Below are 15689 nucleotides of genomic sequence, written 5' to 3'. Positions count from 1 at the left end.
GCGTGACAGTGCGCGGGCTGCGCAAGTCCTTCGGCAAAGTCCAGGCTCTGGACGGGGTGACGCTGGACGTGCCGGACGGATCGTTCTTCGTCGTGCTCGGGCCATCCGGGGCGGGCAAGACGACGACCCTGCGAGCGATCGCCGGCCTTGAGAAGCTCGACGCCGGGTCGGTGCATCTGGACGGGAGGGACGCGACCGGTGACGCCCCGGCCGCACGCGACCTGGCCATGGTCTTCCAGAACTACGCCCTCTACCCGCGGCACACGGCGTACGAGAACATCGCTTCGCCGCTGCGGGCACGCCGCTGTTCCGCGAGCGAGATCGCCGCCGCCGTCGAGCGGATCTCGGGCCTGCTGCACATCGAACGTCTGCTGCAGCGTCGTCCGGCGCAGTTGTCGGGCGGTGAGATGCAGCGTGTCGCCCTGGCTCGGGCGCTGGTACGTCGCCCACGCGCGTTTCTCATGGACGAGCCGCTGACGAACCTCGATCTCAAGCTCCGCGTCGAGATGCGCACCGAGCTCACCCGCATCCATCGGAGCCTCGGAGCGACCTTCGTCTACGTGACCAACGACCAGGTCGAGGCCCTGTCCATGGCCGACCAGGTCGCGGTGCTCAAGGAGGGGAAGGTGCAACAGGCCGGAACGCCGGCCGAGGTGTACGAGCGTCCGGCCAGCCAGTGGGTCGCGGGATTCGTCGGGAGCCCCCCGATCAGCCTGCTCGCCTGCCACGCCGAGGGAGATCGCCTGGTCGGGGCGGAAGGCTGGACGCTGCCGCGGCCCCGCTGGACCACGGCTGAGGACGGTCGTCCGCTGCTGCTGGGCCTGCGCGCGGAGGACCTGTCCGTCGAGCAGCGTGGGGAGGCGTCGTTGTCGGGTGAGCTCTACGGCCTTGAGCCGCTCGGTGACCGAACGGTGGTCGACGTCCGGGTGGGGAAGGAGATCCTCAAGGTCAAGGCACGAACCACCGTCACCGGTACGCCGGGCGAGCGGCTGCTCGTCACGGTCGACCTGGACCGTGCGCACCTGTTCGATGCGGGCACCGGGCTGGCGCTGTCCGAAGCCGGAAGGTGATCGGTGGCGCACCGAGAACATCACAGGAGGCGACGCGATGAGTGACCCGATGAACGTCCTGGCACCCGAGCACCGGCGGCTGCGGATCGGCGACGCCTGGCGCGACGCCGCCGGCGGAGCCACCTTCGCCGTCGAGGACCCGGCCACCGGCAAGACCATCGCCGAGGTGGCGGACGCCGGCGTCGTCGACGGGCTCGCCGCTCTGGACGTGGCGAGCGAGGCGATGGCGGAGTGGGCGGCGACCCCGCCGCGAAAACGGTCGGAGTTGCTGACCGCGACGTACCGGGCGCTGACCGAGCGATCCGAGGAGGTCGCCCGGCTGATAACGCTCGAGATGGGCAAGCCGCTCGCCGAGGCTCGCGGAGAGGCGGCCTACGGCGCCGAGTTCTTCCGTTGGTTCGCCGAGGAGGCGGTGCGGGTCGAGGGGCGCTACAACACCGCTCCCGGCGGTGGATATCGCATTCTCACCGTGCCGAAGCCGGTCGGGCCGTGCGTCTTCGTGACGCCCTGGAACTTTCCGCTGGCCATGGGCGCCCGCAAGATCGCTCCCGCGCTGGCGGCGGGCTGCACGACGATCACCAAGCCGGCGGCACAGACGCCACTCACCATGCTGTTCCTGGCCCGCATCATGGAGGAGGCCGGCGTGCCCCCGGGTGTCGTCAACGTCGTGACGACCGCGCGTGCCGGCGAGGTGGTCTCAGCACTGCTGGCCGACCGCCGGACCCGCAAGCTTTCGTTCACCGGGTCGACCGAGGTCGGGCGCGTGCTGCTCCGGCAGGCGGCGGACAACGTGCTGCGCACCTCCATGGAACTGGGCGGCAACGCGGCCTTGATCGTGTGCGCCGACGCGGACCTGGACCTCGCGCTCGACGGTGCCATGGTGGCCAAGATGCGCAACATCGGGGAGTCCTGCATCGCGGCCAACCGCATCTACGTCGAGGAGCCGGTGCGCGAGGAGTTCACGGCGCGCTTCGCCGAGCGTATGGGCGCGCTCTCGATGGGTCATGGTCTCGACGACGGCGTGGACGTCGGGGCGTTGATCGACGAGGCGTCGGTCACCAAGATCGACGAACTCGTCGCCGACGCGGTCGATCGCGGCGCCCGTGTCCTGGTGGGCGGCCGGCGGCCGGATGGGCCTGGCTACTTCTACCCGCCCACGGTCCTCGTCGACGTGCCAGAAGACGCGCGGATGCTGGGGACGGAGATCTTCGGCCCGGTGGCGCCGATCATCTCGTTCACGTCCGACGACGAGGTGATGGCGAAGGCCAACGACACCGAGCACGGCCTGGCCGGATACGTCTTCACCCGTGACCTCCAGCGGGCGATCCGGTTCGCCGAGGGGCTGGAGACGGGGATGCTCGGCATCAATCGTGGCCTGATCTCGGACCCGTCGGCTCCGTTCGGAGGCGTGAAGCAGTCCGGGATCGGCAAGGAGGGGTCGCACGAGGGCGTCCTCGAGTACCTCGACGTCACCTACGCGGCGATCGACCTACCGTGACCGGCACGGATTCGCACCGCCGACCGCACCGCCGACGTTCCAGAGAGGCACCGACATGCTTGAGACCGTCCGCGGGCCACGCCAGCTGATAGTGGGCGAAGGGGTCGCGCAGAACATTCCACGAGTGGTGGCCGAGTGCGGCTCGCGCGTCCTCATCGTGACCGACCGGGTTCTTCTGGGGCAGCCGGGCGTGGCCGGGATCGTGGCCGCCGTACGGGAGAAGGTCGAGGTCGTCGGGATGTTCGCCGACGCCACTCCGGACGTGCCACTCGCCGACGTCGCCCTGGCCGTCTCGGCCGCCGCGGAGGTGGACGCCGACGTGATCCTCGCCATCGGGGGCGGCACGGTGATCGACCTCGCCAAGATCGTCGGCGTCATCCGGTGCCACGGCGGGACGCCGCGCGACTTCTACGGCGAGTCGAAGGTGCCGGGGCCGACGACTCCTCTCGTCGCGATCCCGACGACGTCCGGCACCGGCTCCGAGCTCACGCCCGTCTCGGTGCTGACCGACCCGGACCGCGAGCTGAAGGTGGGGGTCTCCAGCGTCCACCTCGTGCCCGACTTCGCCATCGTCGACCCCGAGCTCACCTACACCTGCCCCGCGACCGTCACCGCCCACTCCGGCATCGACGCCTTCTGTCACGCAGTGGAGAGCTACACCGCGCGACCCCGGGCCCACGGGCCGCGCGACCTGGTGGAGCAGGTCTTCCTCGGCCGCAACCCGATCACCGATCACTACGCGCTCCTGGCCGCGGAGCGGATCGCCCGCAGCCTGCCCCATGTCGTCAGGGACGGAGGCGACAAGGACGCGCGCGCGGACATGTCCTACGGGTCCATGCTGGCCGGGCTCGCATTCGCCCACGCGGGCAACGCGGCTCCGCACGCCCTCCAGTACCCCATCGGCGCAGCCACCCACACACCGCACGGCCTGGGCGTCGGGCTGCTGCTGCCCTACGCGCTGGACGCGGCGAGGGACGCCATCGAAGACCGGCTGGCCGTCCTCGCCAAGGTGTGCGGGCTCGACGTGACCGACGCCTCGGAGGCCGAGGCCGCGGACACGTTCCTCACCTGGCTCGACGGGCTCCTTGCCGGCATCGGCATCCCTCCTACCCTGGCGGACATCGGCGTGGCGCGCGCCGACCTGCCGCGCTTCGCGGAGATGGCCGGCGGCGTCACCCGCTTGATCCAGAACCATCCAGGCCCGACCGACACCGCCAGCCTGACCGCGATCCTCGACGCGGCCTGGCTCGGGGACCGGACCCGGCACGTCCTGACTCCGGAGCAGCAGAGACAGTGACGGGCCTTCCGCGTGACGACGAGTTCGCCACCCTCCCGGCTACGCCTTGATGGGAGCCGGCCTGGGCCAGCCCATACCGGCGGGTGCCGGTACGGGCGGGCTCGACGTCGTTCACGGGCTGGTGCAGGTGTATCCGGAGGGCAGGGCCGTGTCGCCGCCGGGACGGCCGGCCTGGAAGCCGAGGCTGGTGGTGCTCGCTCCGGGGGCCAGCGTGCCGTTGAAGCTCATGCTCTTGGCCGTGACGGTCTGCCCGCTGGTGGTGACGGTGGCGTTCCACGAGCCGGTCAGCGTATGCCCGGCCGGGAGCGTGAAGGTGACCGTCCAACCGGTGATCGTCGAGGTACTGGTGTTGGTGATCGTCAGCGGCTGGACCACATAGCCGGAACCCCACTGGGTCTGCACGGTCGGCGTGGCCGTGCAGGCTCCGGTGCCGCCGCCGGCGGCGGTGGTGACCTGGACCGTCTCGGACACCGGCGAGAGGTTGCCGGCGGCGTCCCGTGCGCGCACCTGGTAACGGTAGGTGGTGCTCGGGGTCAGGCCCGTGTCGCTGAACGAGGTCGTGGCCGAGGTGCCGGCCTGGGCGAAGGTGCCGCCGGTGGCCCCGGGTGCGCGCAGGATGTCATAGCCGGTCACCCCGACGTCGTCGGTGGCAGCGGTCCAGGACAGGTTGGTGCTGCCGGCGGTGGTGCCGGAGGCCGCCAGCCCGGCGGGGGCGGTGGGCGGAGTGGTGTCGTTCGTGCCCCCCTGGAACTGGTTGAAGAAGTTCCACACCACTGCCTTGGTCCAGGTCCGTGCGCCGTCGTCGGCGGTGGACCCGTCCACTGGGCCGGGGGAGTGACCCCCGTCGAACGCCGCCCATACGACCGGGTACCCGGCCCGGCATCCCGAGTAGGCGGTGACGACGTGACTCAGGCTGCCCTGTGCCGGCTCGGGAGGGTTCTGTGCGGTGCAACCGTTGTTCCTGACGAACCTGTCGCGCAGGGATCGGCCCTGCGAGATGTTGAGCACGTTGTCCCTGAGGCCGTGCAGCCCGATGTAGGCGATGGGCTGGGTGCCGCCGCTGCATCCACTGAGCTGGGCGCCGGCGTAGACGGCGACCGCGCGGAAGACCGACGCCCGGGCGCAGGCCAGGGCGTAGCTCATGCCGCCGCCGTAGCTGAAGCCTCCGGCGAAGCGCTGCGTGGTGTCGACACACAGGTCTGCGTCGATCAGCCTGATCATGTCGTCGACGAAGGTCAGGTCTTCGCCGCCGGAATTGGCCCAGCCGTTGTTCAGGCCCTGGGGGGCGACGAAGATCGCGGTGTTGTTCGCCAGTTGCCTGAGCCCGTAGTAGGACCAGGTGAATCCGCTGCTCCCGCCCGAGTCGACGTCGTTGGCGGTGCCGCCTCTCCAGTGGAACCCGAAGATCAACCGGTAGGGGCGGGTGTTGTCGTAGTCATCGGGAATTCTCACGATGAAGGAGCGAGTCCGGCCACCGCTCTGGATCGAGTGCGTGCCGCTTCTGAGCGTTGGAGTCTTGCCGCAGCCTGGCGTCGCCGCGGCGACGCTCGCCGTGCGTGACGTGGTTTCGCTGCTGCTCAGCGCCGTACCACCGGTGGCCGTCACGAGAAGCGCCGCGACCGTGACGGCGGCGAAGATGGATCTGCCCCGTAACATCACTCACCTGCCTGTGGCTTCGCCGAAAGGGGCGGTGCCAGGGCCTCGGATAGCGTCAACATGAGGCTGATCAGTCCTCTCGTCCGTGCCGACCTGGTGGCAGGTGAAGTGCTTGGCGGTCATCGTGTTACCGCTAACACACCTCTCGTGCCTGCCCTCCGCCGATGGGTGGTGGTGCGGACGGAGCAAATACGAGGCGGGCGGTCGCCGTCAAGGCGCGGCCCGCTCCTCTGTTACGGATGAGCGGCGGCCCATGCCCCTCCTGCTGGCAAGGTGACACATCGTTCACCCGCGAACAGACTGAAAGTTTCACGGCGACAGGCGTGCTACACCTGGCCTACGCGAGACTCCGCAAGGGTCACGAGCCGATACGCGCCGAGCACCGCCAAGCCGCGGCGCTCGCCGAGCCGCTTGCGCTCCTGGGCGCATGAGTCATGAGGAAGCGCTGCGTGCCGACTGGCCGCACCGACAGCTCGTTGGCGTCCACCACCATGCCCGGCGCGAGGACCAGGTCCACGTGGCCGCCGCTCACCCGTAGCTCGATGACCAGCTCAGGCGCGAGCTCGGTAACGCGGTCGCGGTCGGCATCGGACGCGCGCAGCGCCGATGCTGCCCGTGCAGCGGACCGGCCTTGCCCCGTCTCGGACGGGGTGCCGGGCCGGCACTGTCAGCCATCCGCTCGACGGTCGAGGGGCCGAGCAGCCAAACCCCGTCTGGCTCGTACGAGCCCTCGCCCGGCGTCGGTTCGTGATCAGACGTCCCAGGTGACCGGGAGGCTCTTGACGCCGTAGATGTCGGCGGCCTCGGGGCGCAGGGCGACCTCGTCGGCGGGCACGGCCAGGCGGAGCGTGGGGAAGCGGCCGAGCAGCGCGGGCAGCGCCACCCGCAGCTCGACGCGGGCGAGCTGCTGGCCTAGGCACTGGTGGACGCCGTGGCTGAAGGCCAGGTGGCCGCCCTCCTGCCGGTGCACGTCAAGCCGGTGCGGGTCGGTGAAGCGGTCGGGGTCGCGGTTGGCGGTGGACAGGGACAGGACGACCGTGCTGCCGGCCTTGATGGTGTGGCCGCCCAGCTCGACGTCCTCCAGGGCGACCCGGAAGAACTGCTTGGCGACCGTCAGGTAGCGCAGCAGCTCCTCCACGGCCTGGTCGGCGAGGGAGGGGTCGGCGCGCAGCGCGGCGAGCTGGTCGGGGTTCTGCAGCAGGGCGAAGGTGCCCAAGGCGATCATGTTGGCGGTGGTGTCGAAGCCGGCCGACAGCAGGATCAGGGCCATGCCCTTCAGCTCCTCGTCGGTCAGGTCGCTGTCGAGCAGGTCGCTGAGCACGTCGTCGGTGGGGTCGGCCCGCTTGGCCGTGATCAGCTCGGCGAGGTACTGCTGCGTGGCGAGGTAGGCGGCGAACAGTTCCTCGTCGCCCACCTCGCCGCCGAGGAACTTGTCGATGTTCTCCTGGAAGAAGCCGCGGTCCTCGTACGGCACCCCGAGCAGCTCGCAGATCACGATGGCCGGGATCGGCTTGGCGAATGCGGTCACCAGGTCCACGGCCGGCCCGGCCTTCTCCATGGCGTCCAGGTGCTCGGCGGTGATCTGCTCGACGCGCTCGGTGAGCAGCCGCATCCGGCGGACGGTGAACTTGCCGACCAGCGGCTTGCGGTAGCGGCCGTGCTGCGGCTCGTCCATCAGCAGGAACTCGCCGGGCGGCGCCGGGGGCACCTCGATGTCGCCGTAGTCGACGGTCGGGTGGTGCTTCATCAGCTCCCGGCGAGAGCTGAAGCGCGGGTCGGCGAGGATCTGCCGGGTCAGGTCATAGCCGGTGACGACCCAGCCCTGGTGGCCGTCGGGGAAGGTGAAGTGGCTGATCGGGCTCTGTTCGCGGGCGTCGATCAGCTCCTTGGGCGGGTCGAAGGGGCAGCCGGGCTGACGGCTGGTGGGCATGGAGGGGAGGGTGTGGGTCATGGGGGCTCCTCAGGAGATCTTGCGGCGGTAGGTGTTCATGGCGAAGGCGTAGGCGACGGCGAGGATGCCGACGCACCAGCCCAGGGCGACCCAGATGTCGTTACCGACCGGCTGGCCGGCGAACAGGGCGCGGATGGCGTTGACGATGGAGGTGACCGGCTGGTTGTCGGCGAAGACGCGCAGCGGGGTGGGCATGGTGTCGGTGGGCACGAAGGCGGAGCTGAGGAAGGGCAGGAAGATGAGCGGGTAAGAGAACGCGCTGGCGCCCTCCATGGTCTTGGCTGTCAGGCCGGGGATGATGGCGATCCAGGTCAGCGCCAGGGTGAACAGGATCAGGATGCCGGCCACCGACAGCCAGGCCAGCACGCCGGCGCTGGAGCGGAAGCCCATCAGCAGCGCCACGAGCATGACGACCACGAGCGAGACCAGGTTGGCGACCAGAGAGGTCAGCACGTGCGCCCAGAGCACCGACGAGCGGGCGGTCGGCATCGACTGGAAACGCTCGAAGATGCCGCCCTGCATGTCCATGAACAGGCGGTAGGCGGTGTAGGCGATGCCCGAGGCGACGGTGATGAGCAGGATGCCGGGCAACATGTAGTTCACGTAGGAGGAGTCCGACCCGGTCCTGATCGCGCCGCCGAAGACGTAGACGAACATGAGCATCATGGCGATCGGCATGATCGCGGTGGTGATGATGGTGTCGGGGCTGCGGGTGATGTGGCGCAGTGACCGCCCCAGCAGGACGGTGGTGTCGCCGAAGAAATGCTTGCTCATGGTGGGGGTTCCTTAGGCTTTCGTGCCGACGAGGGAGAGGAAGACGTCCTCGAGGGTGGGCTGCTTCTCGACGTACTCGACCTTGGCGGGCGGCAGCAGCCGCTTGAGCTCGTCCAGGGTGCCGTTGAGGAGGATGCGGCCCTCGTGCAGGATCGCGATCCGGTCGGCGAGCTGCTCGGCCTCGTCCAGGTACTGGGTGGTGAGCAGCACCGTGGTGCCGCCCTGGGCGAGCTCGCGGACGGCCTGCCAGACCTCGATGCGGGCCTGGGGGTCGAGGCCGGTGGTGGGCTCGTCGAGGAAGATGACCGGCGGGTTGCCGATCAGGCTCATCGCGATGTCCAGGCGGCGGCGCATGCCTCCGGAGTAGGTGGCGACCTTCCGGCCGCCTGCGTCGGTGAGGGAGAAGCGGGCGAGCAGGTCGTCGGCGATCTTGCCGGGGTTCCTGAGGTGGCGCAGGCGGGCGACCAGGACGAGGTTCTCGCGCCCGCTGAGGATCTCGTCCACGGCGGCGAACTGGCCGGTGAGGCTGATCGACTCGCGCACGTCGGCGGCCTGGGTGGCGACGTCGAAGCCGTTGACGCGGGCGGTACCGGCGTCGAGCTTGAGCAGCGTGGACAGGATCTTCACGGCGGTGGTCTTGCCGGCTCCGTTGGAGCCGAGCAGGGCGAAGATGCTGCCGCGCGCCACCTCGAAGTTCACGCCGCGCAGCACCTGCAGGTCCTTGTAGGACTTCTCCAGGCCGTGCACCTGGATGGCGGGGGGTTGCTGGGTCGTCATCACTGTGTCCTGTCTTGTTCTGCGGCGCGGTCGATGGCGCTGGTGAAGCGGTTGCGCTCGCGGGTCCGGTATTGGCCGAGGGGGTAGTTGGCCATGAATGCCTCGACGAACTCCACGGGGTCGTCGCCGAAGATGTCGCGGATGGGGGTGCGGTCGGCGGCGCTCTGCTCGAACAGGTCGGCGAGGTCCTCGTACATCTCCATCGCGCCGGCACCGTCGGCCGGCCCGAAGTGCATCAGGTATCGCTCCAGCGCCTCGACGGCCGTGCGGTAGTTGTCGGGGAGGCGCTTGATGCGCGCCTTGTACTGCCGCCAGCGCTTCTTCTCCTCCAGCGGTCCGGTGACGAGCTCCAAATACTGCAGGTAGAGATTCTTCGATTCGTCGGCCACGTCTACTTGCTCCCTTCGCGGAGCTGTTCGAGCCTCTCGGCCAGAAAGCTCCAGGTCCTCCAGAACTCTTCGAGGTACTCCCGCCCCTGGTCGTTGAGGGAGTACACCTTGCGCGGCGGCCCTTTCTCCGACGGGACCTTCTTCACGTCGACCAGGCCGCGCTGCTCGACCCGGACCAGCAGGGCGTAGATGGTGCCTTCGGCGATGTCGGTGAAGCCCTGGTCGCGCAGCCTTGCCGTGATCTCGTAGCCGTAGGCGGGACGGGCGGAGAGGATCGCCAGGACGATGCCCTCCAGCGTGCCCTTGAGCATCTCCGTCACGAGCTTGCCCATGGAGCACCTCCTTCAGCTACTCGGTGTCGCTGACTACTGGTACAAAGTAACACTGACTACCAGTACCTAGCAACACCGAATAGAGGAGAGTCGGTCAGCGGCGCGGCCACGTGGCCATCAGAGCGGGGCCCATCGTGCGGCCCGCGTCGGGCTGGTGGCGGGGCTGTCCGCTGTGGTCGTTTCGGGATTGCTGCCCTGGGTCGCGCTGGCCCGGTCGGGAACGGCCGTACAAGCCGAGGGGTCGTTCCAGGTTTCGGCCAAGCCGTGGCAGGCCATCTGGGGCTGTCCTATCTGGACATTCATCGCGAGATCCAGGTGCACGGGACCCTGATCCGCTCACTGCTCGCCGCCGGCCTCGTCAGTACGAGCTCGTTGTCCTGGGCGTCCCACCGGGCGACGAATTCGTCGCCGAAGACGAAGCCGACCTCCTGCCTGTCCTTGCCGTCCTCGCCGACTTCGGTCGCCGGCGACGTACTCGCTGACGATGTACAGCGGGGCCGCCTCGACCTGCGCCTCGATCACCTTGGCGGTGCAGAACGAGGCCACCCGCTGGACCGCCGACGCCTCCTTGGCCAGCCTGGCTCGCGCCTGCGGGCGATGTTGAGGATCCGTCCAGTCGGCCGGCAGGCACGCGTGTGCCGCTCAAGGACAGGGGCTCGAGCATTCTTGCCATCCGGGGAGGTCGTCGACCGAACGACCACAGGAATCCGTCGCATGACTGGTGACGTTCACCGAGGAGACGCCGTACTGGCCGCCTTTGAGCCCGACGTTTCCTCAACCGCCGACCTGGGCGTTTCTCCATGAAGAACGCCCAGGTCCTGGGGCTGGACATGCCGGACAGCCGTGCGCGAACTGTGGGGTTATTCCTTATTGCTTGTAGCCGTTCTGCCGGCGTTCTGGTTCCGCGAGCAGGCCCATTCGATGGTAGTGCCGGACGGCATTGACCGTCGTGCCGGCCAGTTCAGCCAGTTCACGGGTGCTCCAGGCCTTCGCGTCCACTGGTCATCGCTCGTCTTGCTGTCGAGAAAGCACGGGCGGCCAGCTCTGCAGGACGGCATCAGCGATCAGCTGGAGCTCGTCGCGCGGGGCGCCGGCGGCGGCCTGCACCGCGATTCCGTTGCCGATCATCATGAGGTACCTCGTCAGCAGCGCCGGGTCAGTCTCCGCGGGCAGGTCACCCTCGTCGACGGCCCGCTGGAATCGCTTCCGCAGCATGGCGCTTGTCTCGTCGCGCCAATCCGCCAGCAGCTCACGGATGAGCTGGCTGTCCTCGCCGCCGATCAGGGAGGCCCGCAGGCTGAGGCACCCGGTCGGGTAGCCGGGCAGGGTGGCGCTGCGGACCGCGCCGTGCAGGAAGACGGTGGCCACGTCGCGGGCGGCCGGCTCGGCCACCGCCTCGGCGCCGTACGACGCGGGGCCGTCGGCGTAGCGCGTCAACGCTTTGCGAAACAGCTCCTCCTTGTTGCCGAACGACGCGTACATACTCGTACGGCTGATGCCCATGGCCTCGATCAAGTCGGACAGGCTCGCGCCCTCGTAGCCGTTCTGCCAAAACACCCGCATCGCGCTCTCGAGGGCTTCGTCGGCGTCGAAGCCCCGCGGCCGGCCGACGGATGCGCTCTTCTGGACGTTCATGTGACCGAGCTTACTGATTCCGTACCGCTCGATCCAGAACTGCTACCATGATTTTGCACCGATCGATCGGTACGGAATTACGGGCAGGTCGGGGCGGTTATGCGAGCATCCAGAACGGAGGAAGTTGGTCATGAGTGAGTTGACCGGAAAGACAGCCCTGGTCACCGGTGCCACCAGCGGCATCGGGCGGGCGGCAGCGATCGCCCTCGCCGCGCGGGGCGCGAGCGTGGTGGTCTCGGGGCGCAACCCCGAACGCGGGGCCGAAGTGGTCGAGAAGATTCAGGCCGACGGCGGCACGGCCCGCTTCGTCGCCACTGACCTAACCAGCGAAGACGACGTGCGCCGGCTGGCCCAGGAGGCCGGCGAGGTGGACATCCTGGTGAACAGCGCCGGAGCCGGCGCCTTCGGCCCCAGCGCCGGCTTCAGCACCGAGCAGTACAACGAGTTGTTCGACACCAACGTGCGCGCGATCTTCCTGCTCACCGCCGCGCTGGCTCCGAAGATGGCCGAACGTGGCGGCGGCAGCGTGATCAACATCAGCAGCGGATCCGCCGTACTCGGCGACGAGAACAACGCGATCTACGTCGCCACCAAGGGAGCAGTCAACGCCATCACCCGGGCCTTCGCCGCCGAGTACGGCCCGGCCAACGTGCGGGTCAACGCAGTTTCGCCCGGCCCGATCTACACCAGCGCTCCCGCGATCTGGCTTGATCGGTACATCGACCTCATCCCGCTGCGCCGCGTCGGCCAGCCGGAGGACGTCGCCGAGGTCATCACGTTCCTCGCCAGCCCCGGCGGCTCCTACGTCAACGCGGCCGTCATCCCCGTGGACGGCGGCCTCACCGCGGTCGAGCCCCCGAAGCCCCCGGTTCAGACAACCGACTGGATCCAGCAGGCCTGACCCTCGACGGCCGGCCCGGGCAGACACTCCGCCCGGGCCGGCCCGCGTCACTGGCGCAAGGACGGCGTTCCGGTACGGGAGTCGCCGTCATTGCCCGCGAGAGACCGTATTCGTGCTCTGCGCCCATTGTCGCGCCAGCGGGGTTCACGTCGCCGCTCCAGCCCGACCCGTCTCGCGCCGAGGTCTGTCACCGCATCCCCTTGCCGAGCTGTCGTCAGCGCCGAGACCACCGGCTTCGATTCTGGGAACCCGACGACCAGGCCCACCGGATCGGCAGCCTGTTCCTCAACCCGGCTGGCCCCGGCGTCTCCGCCACCGCGATCGCCCGCCTCGCGCCCGCCTTCCTGAGCGACGAGCTACTCGATCGCTTCGACATCGTCGGCGTGGACCCGCGCGGCGTCGGCTCCAGCCAGTCCGTGCGGTGCTTCGCGTCGGCCGAGCAACAGGCGCCGGTTCTGTACGACCTGGGCGAGCTGTTCCCGGTCACGACGGCTGGGAAGCAGCGTTCGTCCGAGGCCCTGAACACGGTGCTGGAGAATCTCGACCTGACCGACGCCGTGCTGGTCGGCTTCAGCATGGGCACCGGCGAAGTCGGGCGTTGCCTCGGCCGGTACGGCTCCGGCCGGATCGCCAAGGTGGCCTTCCTCGCGTCGCTGGAGCCGTTCCTGCTGCAGGCCGACGACAACCCGACGGGCGTCCCGCAGAAGGTCTTCGACGGCATCTCCGCCGCCGTCACCGAGGACCGGTACGCCTACGTCACCGCGTCTACAACACGGACGAGAACCTGGGCAGCCGCCTGTCCGAGGATGCCCTTCTCAACGGCTGGAACGTCGCCATCCGGTCCTTCTGGTACGCGTCCAGTGCCGTCGTCCCCACCTGCCACTGCCATGAGCGTCCTCGTGCGCTCAGGAGGCGAGGACGCAATCGACGGCCATGTAGAGCGTGTCGGTCTCGGACTTCAGGATCGACTCCTCGGCCGGCAGGGCCCGCTCGATTGAAAGTCCGTTGAGGACGGTGAGCAGGAACTTGACCCGGCGTGCGTGATCTTCCTTGGGGAGCACGCCTTCGTCAGCGAGAGCCGTCAGCCAGTACTCGATACGTTGCCACCCGCCGCGCTCTATGGCGAGATATGCGGCACGTACCTCGTCGGTCGGTTCGGGCGCGATATACGTCTGGTACGCCAGGGTCCACGCCTCACGTGCCTGCGCTCCGACACCCGCCGGAGCGAGGACCTGGCGCAGACAGTTGACCAGGCGATCCCGGGCGGGCAGCGACCGGTCGTGGATCGGGCTGTCCGGGAAAACATGGTCGTAGATCCTCGTCAGCACTGCGTCCTGCAGCTCGCGCTGGGTCGGGAAGTGGAACCGGAGCGAGCCCATGCTCACTCCGGCCCGTGCGGCAACCGCACGCACGCTCAGTCTCGCCGTCACATCTTCCGCGAGCATTGCCGCCGCCGCCGCGAGAATCCTCTCCCGCGAGCCGATGTCGCCCCGATCCTTCGTCACCAGGTCACCCCCGCTTGACTTTACTAGCACACTGTACCGGCATCCCACTGGCACAGTGTGCTAGCGTGCCGACTAGCACACTGTACCAGTGAAACGCCGGCCGCCGACGAGGTGCGTGGAGGCAAGATGATCAAGGAATGGCAGCGACAGCGGGCAGTCAGGCGCGTCATCCCCGGAAACGGGCGGCCCTTGAAACCCGTGCGGTGGTGGCAGGTGCCTTTCCGCGCGCTGTTCTACCTGCCGCTGACCGACCCCGACGGCCGCCGAACGGTGTACGCGGTCGACCTTCCCTATCGGGCCAACACCGGCAGCGGTAAAGCCCGAGCGCACCTCTACCGCGACGGCAGGCACCACGCCGAGTCGAAGCTGCCGGCCGCCTTCCCGGTCGAAGGCGGCACCATCGAGGTCGCGATCAGCGCCTTCGGCATCAAACACTGCCACTACGTCACTCCCGCCGGCGGGGAGCGTCAACTCATCCCCGATCCCAGGACCGCCGAGGGGCGCCGCGCCCGCTTCGAACGCGACCACCGGGCGCTGAGTCGCTCGATCGGTTTCCTTTCGGTGCTGATGCTGCTCGTCGGCGTGGGCCTCAACGTGCTGCAGCTCGCCCAGCCGATCTCGCGGATCCCCTCGATCGCCGCCCACGTGGGCCCCTTCGAGTCGCCCGTCCACCTGCCGATCTGGCTCAACTTCGCCCTCGCGGTGGGAGCCGTTCTGGCAAGCACCGAGCGGGCGCTGCGCCTGCGTTACAGCCTGCTCGACCAGGCCGGGAAGTAACCACCCCCCCGAAAGGAAGCCCATGACCATCAGCAAGCCGAGCTGGCTTCTCACTCCGGGCGCGTCCCGCAGTGTGCCGTCCGTCCCCGCCGGCGTCGAATATCACCGTGTCCTCGCCGGCGACAAACGCCGGATCGGTCGCGGAATCCTCGCGATCATCCTTCTGCTGGCGGGGCTCGTCGTCTTCCCCCTCGTCATCGGGCGGGTGGCCGCGACTTTCGACGTACGGATGGGCGAGACCCCGCCGATCCTCGGCGGCACCGACTACACACCGCTCTACCACGCGAGCTCGATGTTCTCCCTCGCCCTGCTCATCCCGTGGAGCATGCTCATCCAGCGATGGCTCTACGGCGTGCCGGGCGCGTCCCTGCACTCCGTCACATCACGGTTCCGGTTCGACCTGCTGGGCAAATCGCTGCTCGTATTCGGACCCGCCTGGCTGGTGGCCAACGCCCTCGGAGCGTTCAAGCCGGTCGAGGAGTCGCCGTGGTCGCAGCACGACCTGATCGTCATCTTCCTGGCTACGCTGCTGCTGACGCCGCTGCAGTCGGCGGGTGAGGAATACGGCGTACGCGGGCTGATCTTCCGCGTCGTCGGCAGCTGGACCCGCAGCCGGCGGGCCGGGCTCGTGGCCGGGGTGCTGGTCACGAGCGTGCTGTTCACCGCCCTGCACGGTGCCACCGACCCGTATCTCATCCTCTGGTATTTCGTGCTCTGGACCGGTCTGGCCGTCATCACCTGGCGGATGGGCGGGCTGGAGATCTCCGTCATGCTCCACGCCGTACTCAATACGTTCACCTTCATCCTCGCCACCTCCCTGCGGGTCGACCTCGGCAGTGCCACGCAGGACCGCTCCGACGGGGTGGGAACGCCGCTCCAGCTGGTCCCCACCGCCACTGTCATCGTGATAACCGCCCTGGTCTGGTGGTTCACGCGGAAGACCGGGCCGGCACTCACCCCGGGTACGGCACCTCATGCGCAGATCAACGAGCCGAGCCTCACCAACTGAAGCGCCGCCCGGCAGAGTGATGCCACAGCCGGCGGGCACGTATTCAATCCGGCCGCCCGGCGACGGCCGCGACCCCCTGTTTGTCCAGTTTCCGCCACGCCGAGCGGTACGGGGCCAG

15 protein-coding genes and 1 pseudogene are annotated in these 15689 nt (G+C 68.9%); 7 read left to right on the top strand and 9 right to left on the bottom strand.

The genetic code is table 11. The annotated features are described in order from the left end of the window. The first annotated feature begins 2 nt into the window (after positions 1-2). From ABZW11_RS17490 to ABZW11_RS17480, 3 genes are read left to right on the top strand one after another with little or no spacing between them, the layout of a single operon-like run. The gene (locus ABZW11_RS17490) at positions 3-1070 is read left to right on the top strand and encodes an ABC transporter ATP-binding protein (protein ID WP_355418055.1); all 1068 of its coding nucleotides are present in this window, start codon (positions 3-5) and stop codon (positions 1068-1070) included. Between the two features lie 37 nt (positions 1071-1107). After that, entirely contained in the window at positions 1108-2568 is a 1461-nt protein-coding gene (locus tag ABZW11_RS17485; RefSeq protein WP_355418052.1) for an NAD-dependent succinate-semialdehyde dehydrogenase, read from the top strand. Between the two features lie 55 nt (positions 2569-2623). Continuing rightward, the gene (locus ABZW11_RS17480; RefSeq protein WP_355418049.1) at positions 2624-3865 is read left to right on the top strand and encodes an iron-containing alcohol dehydrogenase; all 1242 of its coding nucleotides are present in this window, start codon (positions 2624-2626) and stop codon (positions 3863-3865) included. Positions 3866-3976: 111 nt separating this feature from the next. Here ABZW11_RS17480 and ABZW11_RS17475 read toward each other — a convergent pair whose 3' ends face one another. From ABZW11_RS17475 to ABZW11_RS17440, 8 genes and pseudogenes are all read right to left on the bottom strand, one after another. Next, positions 3977-5317: a cellulose binding domain-containing protein gene (locus ABZW11_RS17475; RefSeq protein ID WP_355418046.1), complete on the bottom strand. Its 1341-nt coding sequence runs from the start codon at positions 5315-5317 to the stop codon at positions 3977-3979. Positions 5318-6272: 955 nt separating this feature from the next. Next, on the bottom strand, positions 6273-7472 hold the full coding sequence (locus ABZW11_RS17470) for a cytochrome P450 (protein ID WP_355418043.1): 1200 nt from the start codon (positions 7470-7472) through the stop codon (positions 6273-6275). 9 nt (positions 7473-7481) lie between these two features. Beyond that, positions 7482-8246 (bottom strand): ABC transporter permease, encoded by a 765-nt coding sequence (locus ABZW11_RS17465; protein WP_355418040.1) that lies wholly within the window; start codon positions 8244-8246, stop codon positions 7482-7484. 12 nt (positions 8247-8258) lie between these two features. Further along, positions 8259-9023, bottom strand: a complete 765-nt coding sequence (locus ABZW11_RS17460; protein ID WP_355418037.1) for an ATP-binding cassette domain-containing protein — start codon at positions 9021-9023, stop codon at positions 8259-8261. Continuing rightward, positions 9023-9412 (bottom strand): DUF1048 domain-containing protein, encoded by a 390-nt coding sequence (locus ABZW11_RS17455; RefSeq protein ID WP_355418034.1) that lies wholly within the window; start codon positions 9410-9412, stop codon positions 9023-9025. Before ABZW11_RS17455 ends, ABZW11_RS17460 begins: the two co-directional genes overlap by 1 nt. A 2-nt stretch (positions 9413-9414) precedes the next feature. Further along, positions 9415-9744, bottom strand: coding sequence for a PadR family transcriptional regulator (locus tag ABZW11_RS17450; protein ID WP_355418031.1), 330 nt, complete (start codon positions 9742-9744; stop codon positions 9415-9417). Positions 9745-10614: 870 nt separating this feature from the next. After that, positions 10615-10743 (bottom strand): annotated as a pseudogene (locus ABZW11_RS17445) (MerR family DNA-binding transcriptional regulator); the annotation flags it as partial. A gap of 3 nt (positions 10744-10746) precedes the next feature. Continuing rightward, on the bottom strand, positions 10747-11379 hold the full coding sequence (locus ABZW11_RS17440; protein ID WP_355418028.1) for a TetR/AcrR family transcriptional regulator: 633 nt from the start codon (positions 11377-11379) through the stop codon (positions 10747-10749). Positions 11380-11509: 130 nt separating this feature from the next. On the opposite strand from ABZW11_RS17440, the gene ABZW11_RS17435 reads away from it, so the two are divergent. Further along, a complete protein-coding gene (locus ABZW11_RS17435; RefSeq protein ID WP_355418025.1) occupies positions 11510-12280 on the top strand; it encodes an SDR family oxidoreductase in 771 nt (256 codons plus the stop codon). Between the two features lie 200 nt (positions 12281-12480). After that, positions 12481-13278, top strand: coding sequence for an alpha/beta fold hydrolase (locus ABZW11_RS17430; RefSeq protein ID WP_355418022.1), 798 nt, complete (start codon positions 12481-12483; stop codon positions 13276-13278). Here the strand turns inward: ABZW11_RS17430 and ABZW11_RS17425 are convergent. Continuing rightward, a complete protein-coding gene (locus ABZW11_RS17425; protein WP_355418019.1) occupies positions 13186-13785 on the bottom strand; it encodes a TetR/AcrR family transcriptional regulator in 600 nt (199 codons plus the stop codon). The genes ABZW11_RS17430 and ABZW11_RS17425 overlap by 93 nt on opposite strands. 213 nt (positions 13786-13998) lie before the next feature. Between ABZW11_RS17425 and ABZW11_RS17420 the strand changes: the two genes are divergently transcribed. Both ABZW11_RS17420 and ABZW11_RS17415 read left to right on the top strand, forming a co-directional pair. Next, positions 13999-14562: a hypothetical protein gene (locus ABZW11_RS17420; protein ID WP_355418015.1), complete on the top strand. Its 564-nt coding sequence runs from the start codon at positions 13999-14001 to the stop codon at positions 14560-14562. Between the two features lie 22 nt (positions 14563-14584). Next, entirely contained in the window at positions 14585-15571 is a 987-nt protein-coding gene (locus ABZW11_RS17415) for a CPBP family intramembrane glutamic endopeptidase (protein WP_355418012.1), read from the top strand. The last annotated feature ends 118 nt before the right edge of the window (positions 15572-15689 follow it).

Source organism: Nonomuraea sp. NPDC004580 (assembly GCF_040609855.1).
Classification (GTDB): domain Bacteria; phylum Actinomycetota; class Actinomycetes; order Streptosporangiales; family Streptosporangiaceae; genus Nonomuraea; species Nonomuraea salmonea.
The sequence above is the reverse complement of the archived record's forward strand: the minus strand, read 5'-3'. Positions and strand labels throughout refer to the sequence as shown.

Bases quoted from the DNA above. Each gene is read 5' to 3' on its own strand.
- ABZW11_RS17485 (WP_355418052.1), top strand. From the start codon at position 1,108: ATGAGTGACCCGATGAACGTCCTGGCACCCGAGCACCGGCGGCTGCGG.
- ABZW11_RS17480 (WP_355418049.1), top strand. From the start codon at position 2,624: ATGCTTGAGACCGTCCGCGGGCCACGCCAGCTGATAGTGGGCGAAGGG.
- ABZW11_RS17470 (WP_355418043.1), bottom strand. From the start codon at position 7,472: ATGACCCACACCCTCCCCTCCATGCCCACCAGCCGTCAGCCCGGCTGC.
- ABZW11_RS17465 (WP_355418040.1), bottom strand. From the start codon at position 8,246: ATGAGCAAGCATTTCTTCGGCGACACCACCGTCCTGCTGGGGCGGTCA.
- ABZW11_RS17460 (WP_355418037.1), bottom strand. From the start codon at position 9,023: ATGACGACCCAGCAACCCCCCGCCATCCAGGTGCACGGCCTGGAGAAG.
- ABZW11_RS17450 (WP_355418031.1), bottom strand. From the start codon at position 9,744: ATGGGCAAGCTCGTGACGGAGATGCTCAAGGGCACGCTGGAGGGCATC.
- ABZW11_RS17440 (WP_355418028.1), bottom strand. From the start codon at position 11,379: ATGAACGTCCAGAAGAGCGCATCCGTCGGCCGGCCGCGGGGCTTCGAC.
- ABZW11_RS17435 (WP_355418025.1), top strand. From the start codon at position 11,510: ATGAGTGAGTTGACCGGAAAGACAGCCCTGGTCACCGGTGCCACCAGC.
- ABZW11_RS17415 (WP_355418012.1), top strand. From the start codon at position 14,585: ATGACCATCAGCAAGCCGAGCTGGCTTCTCACTCCGGGCGCGTCCCGC.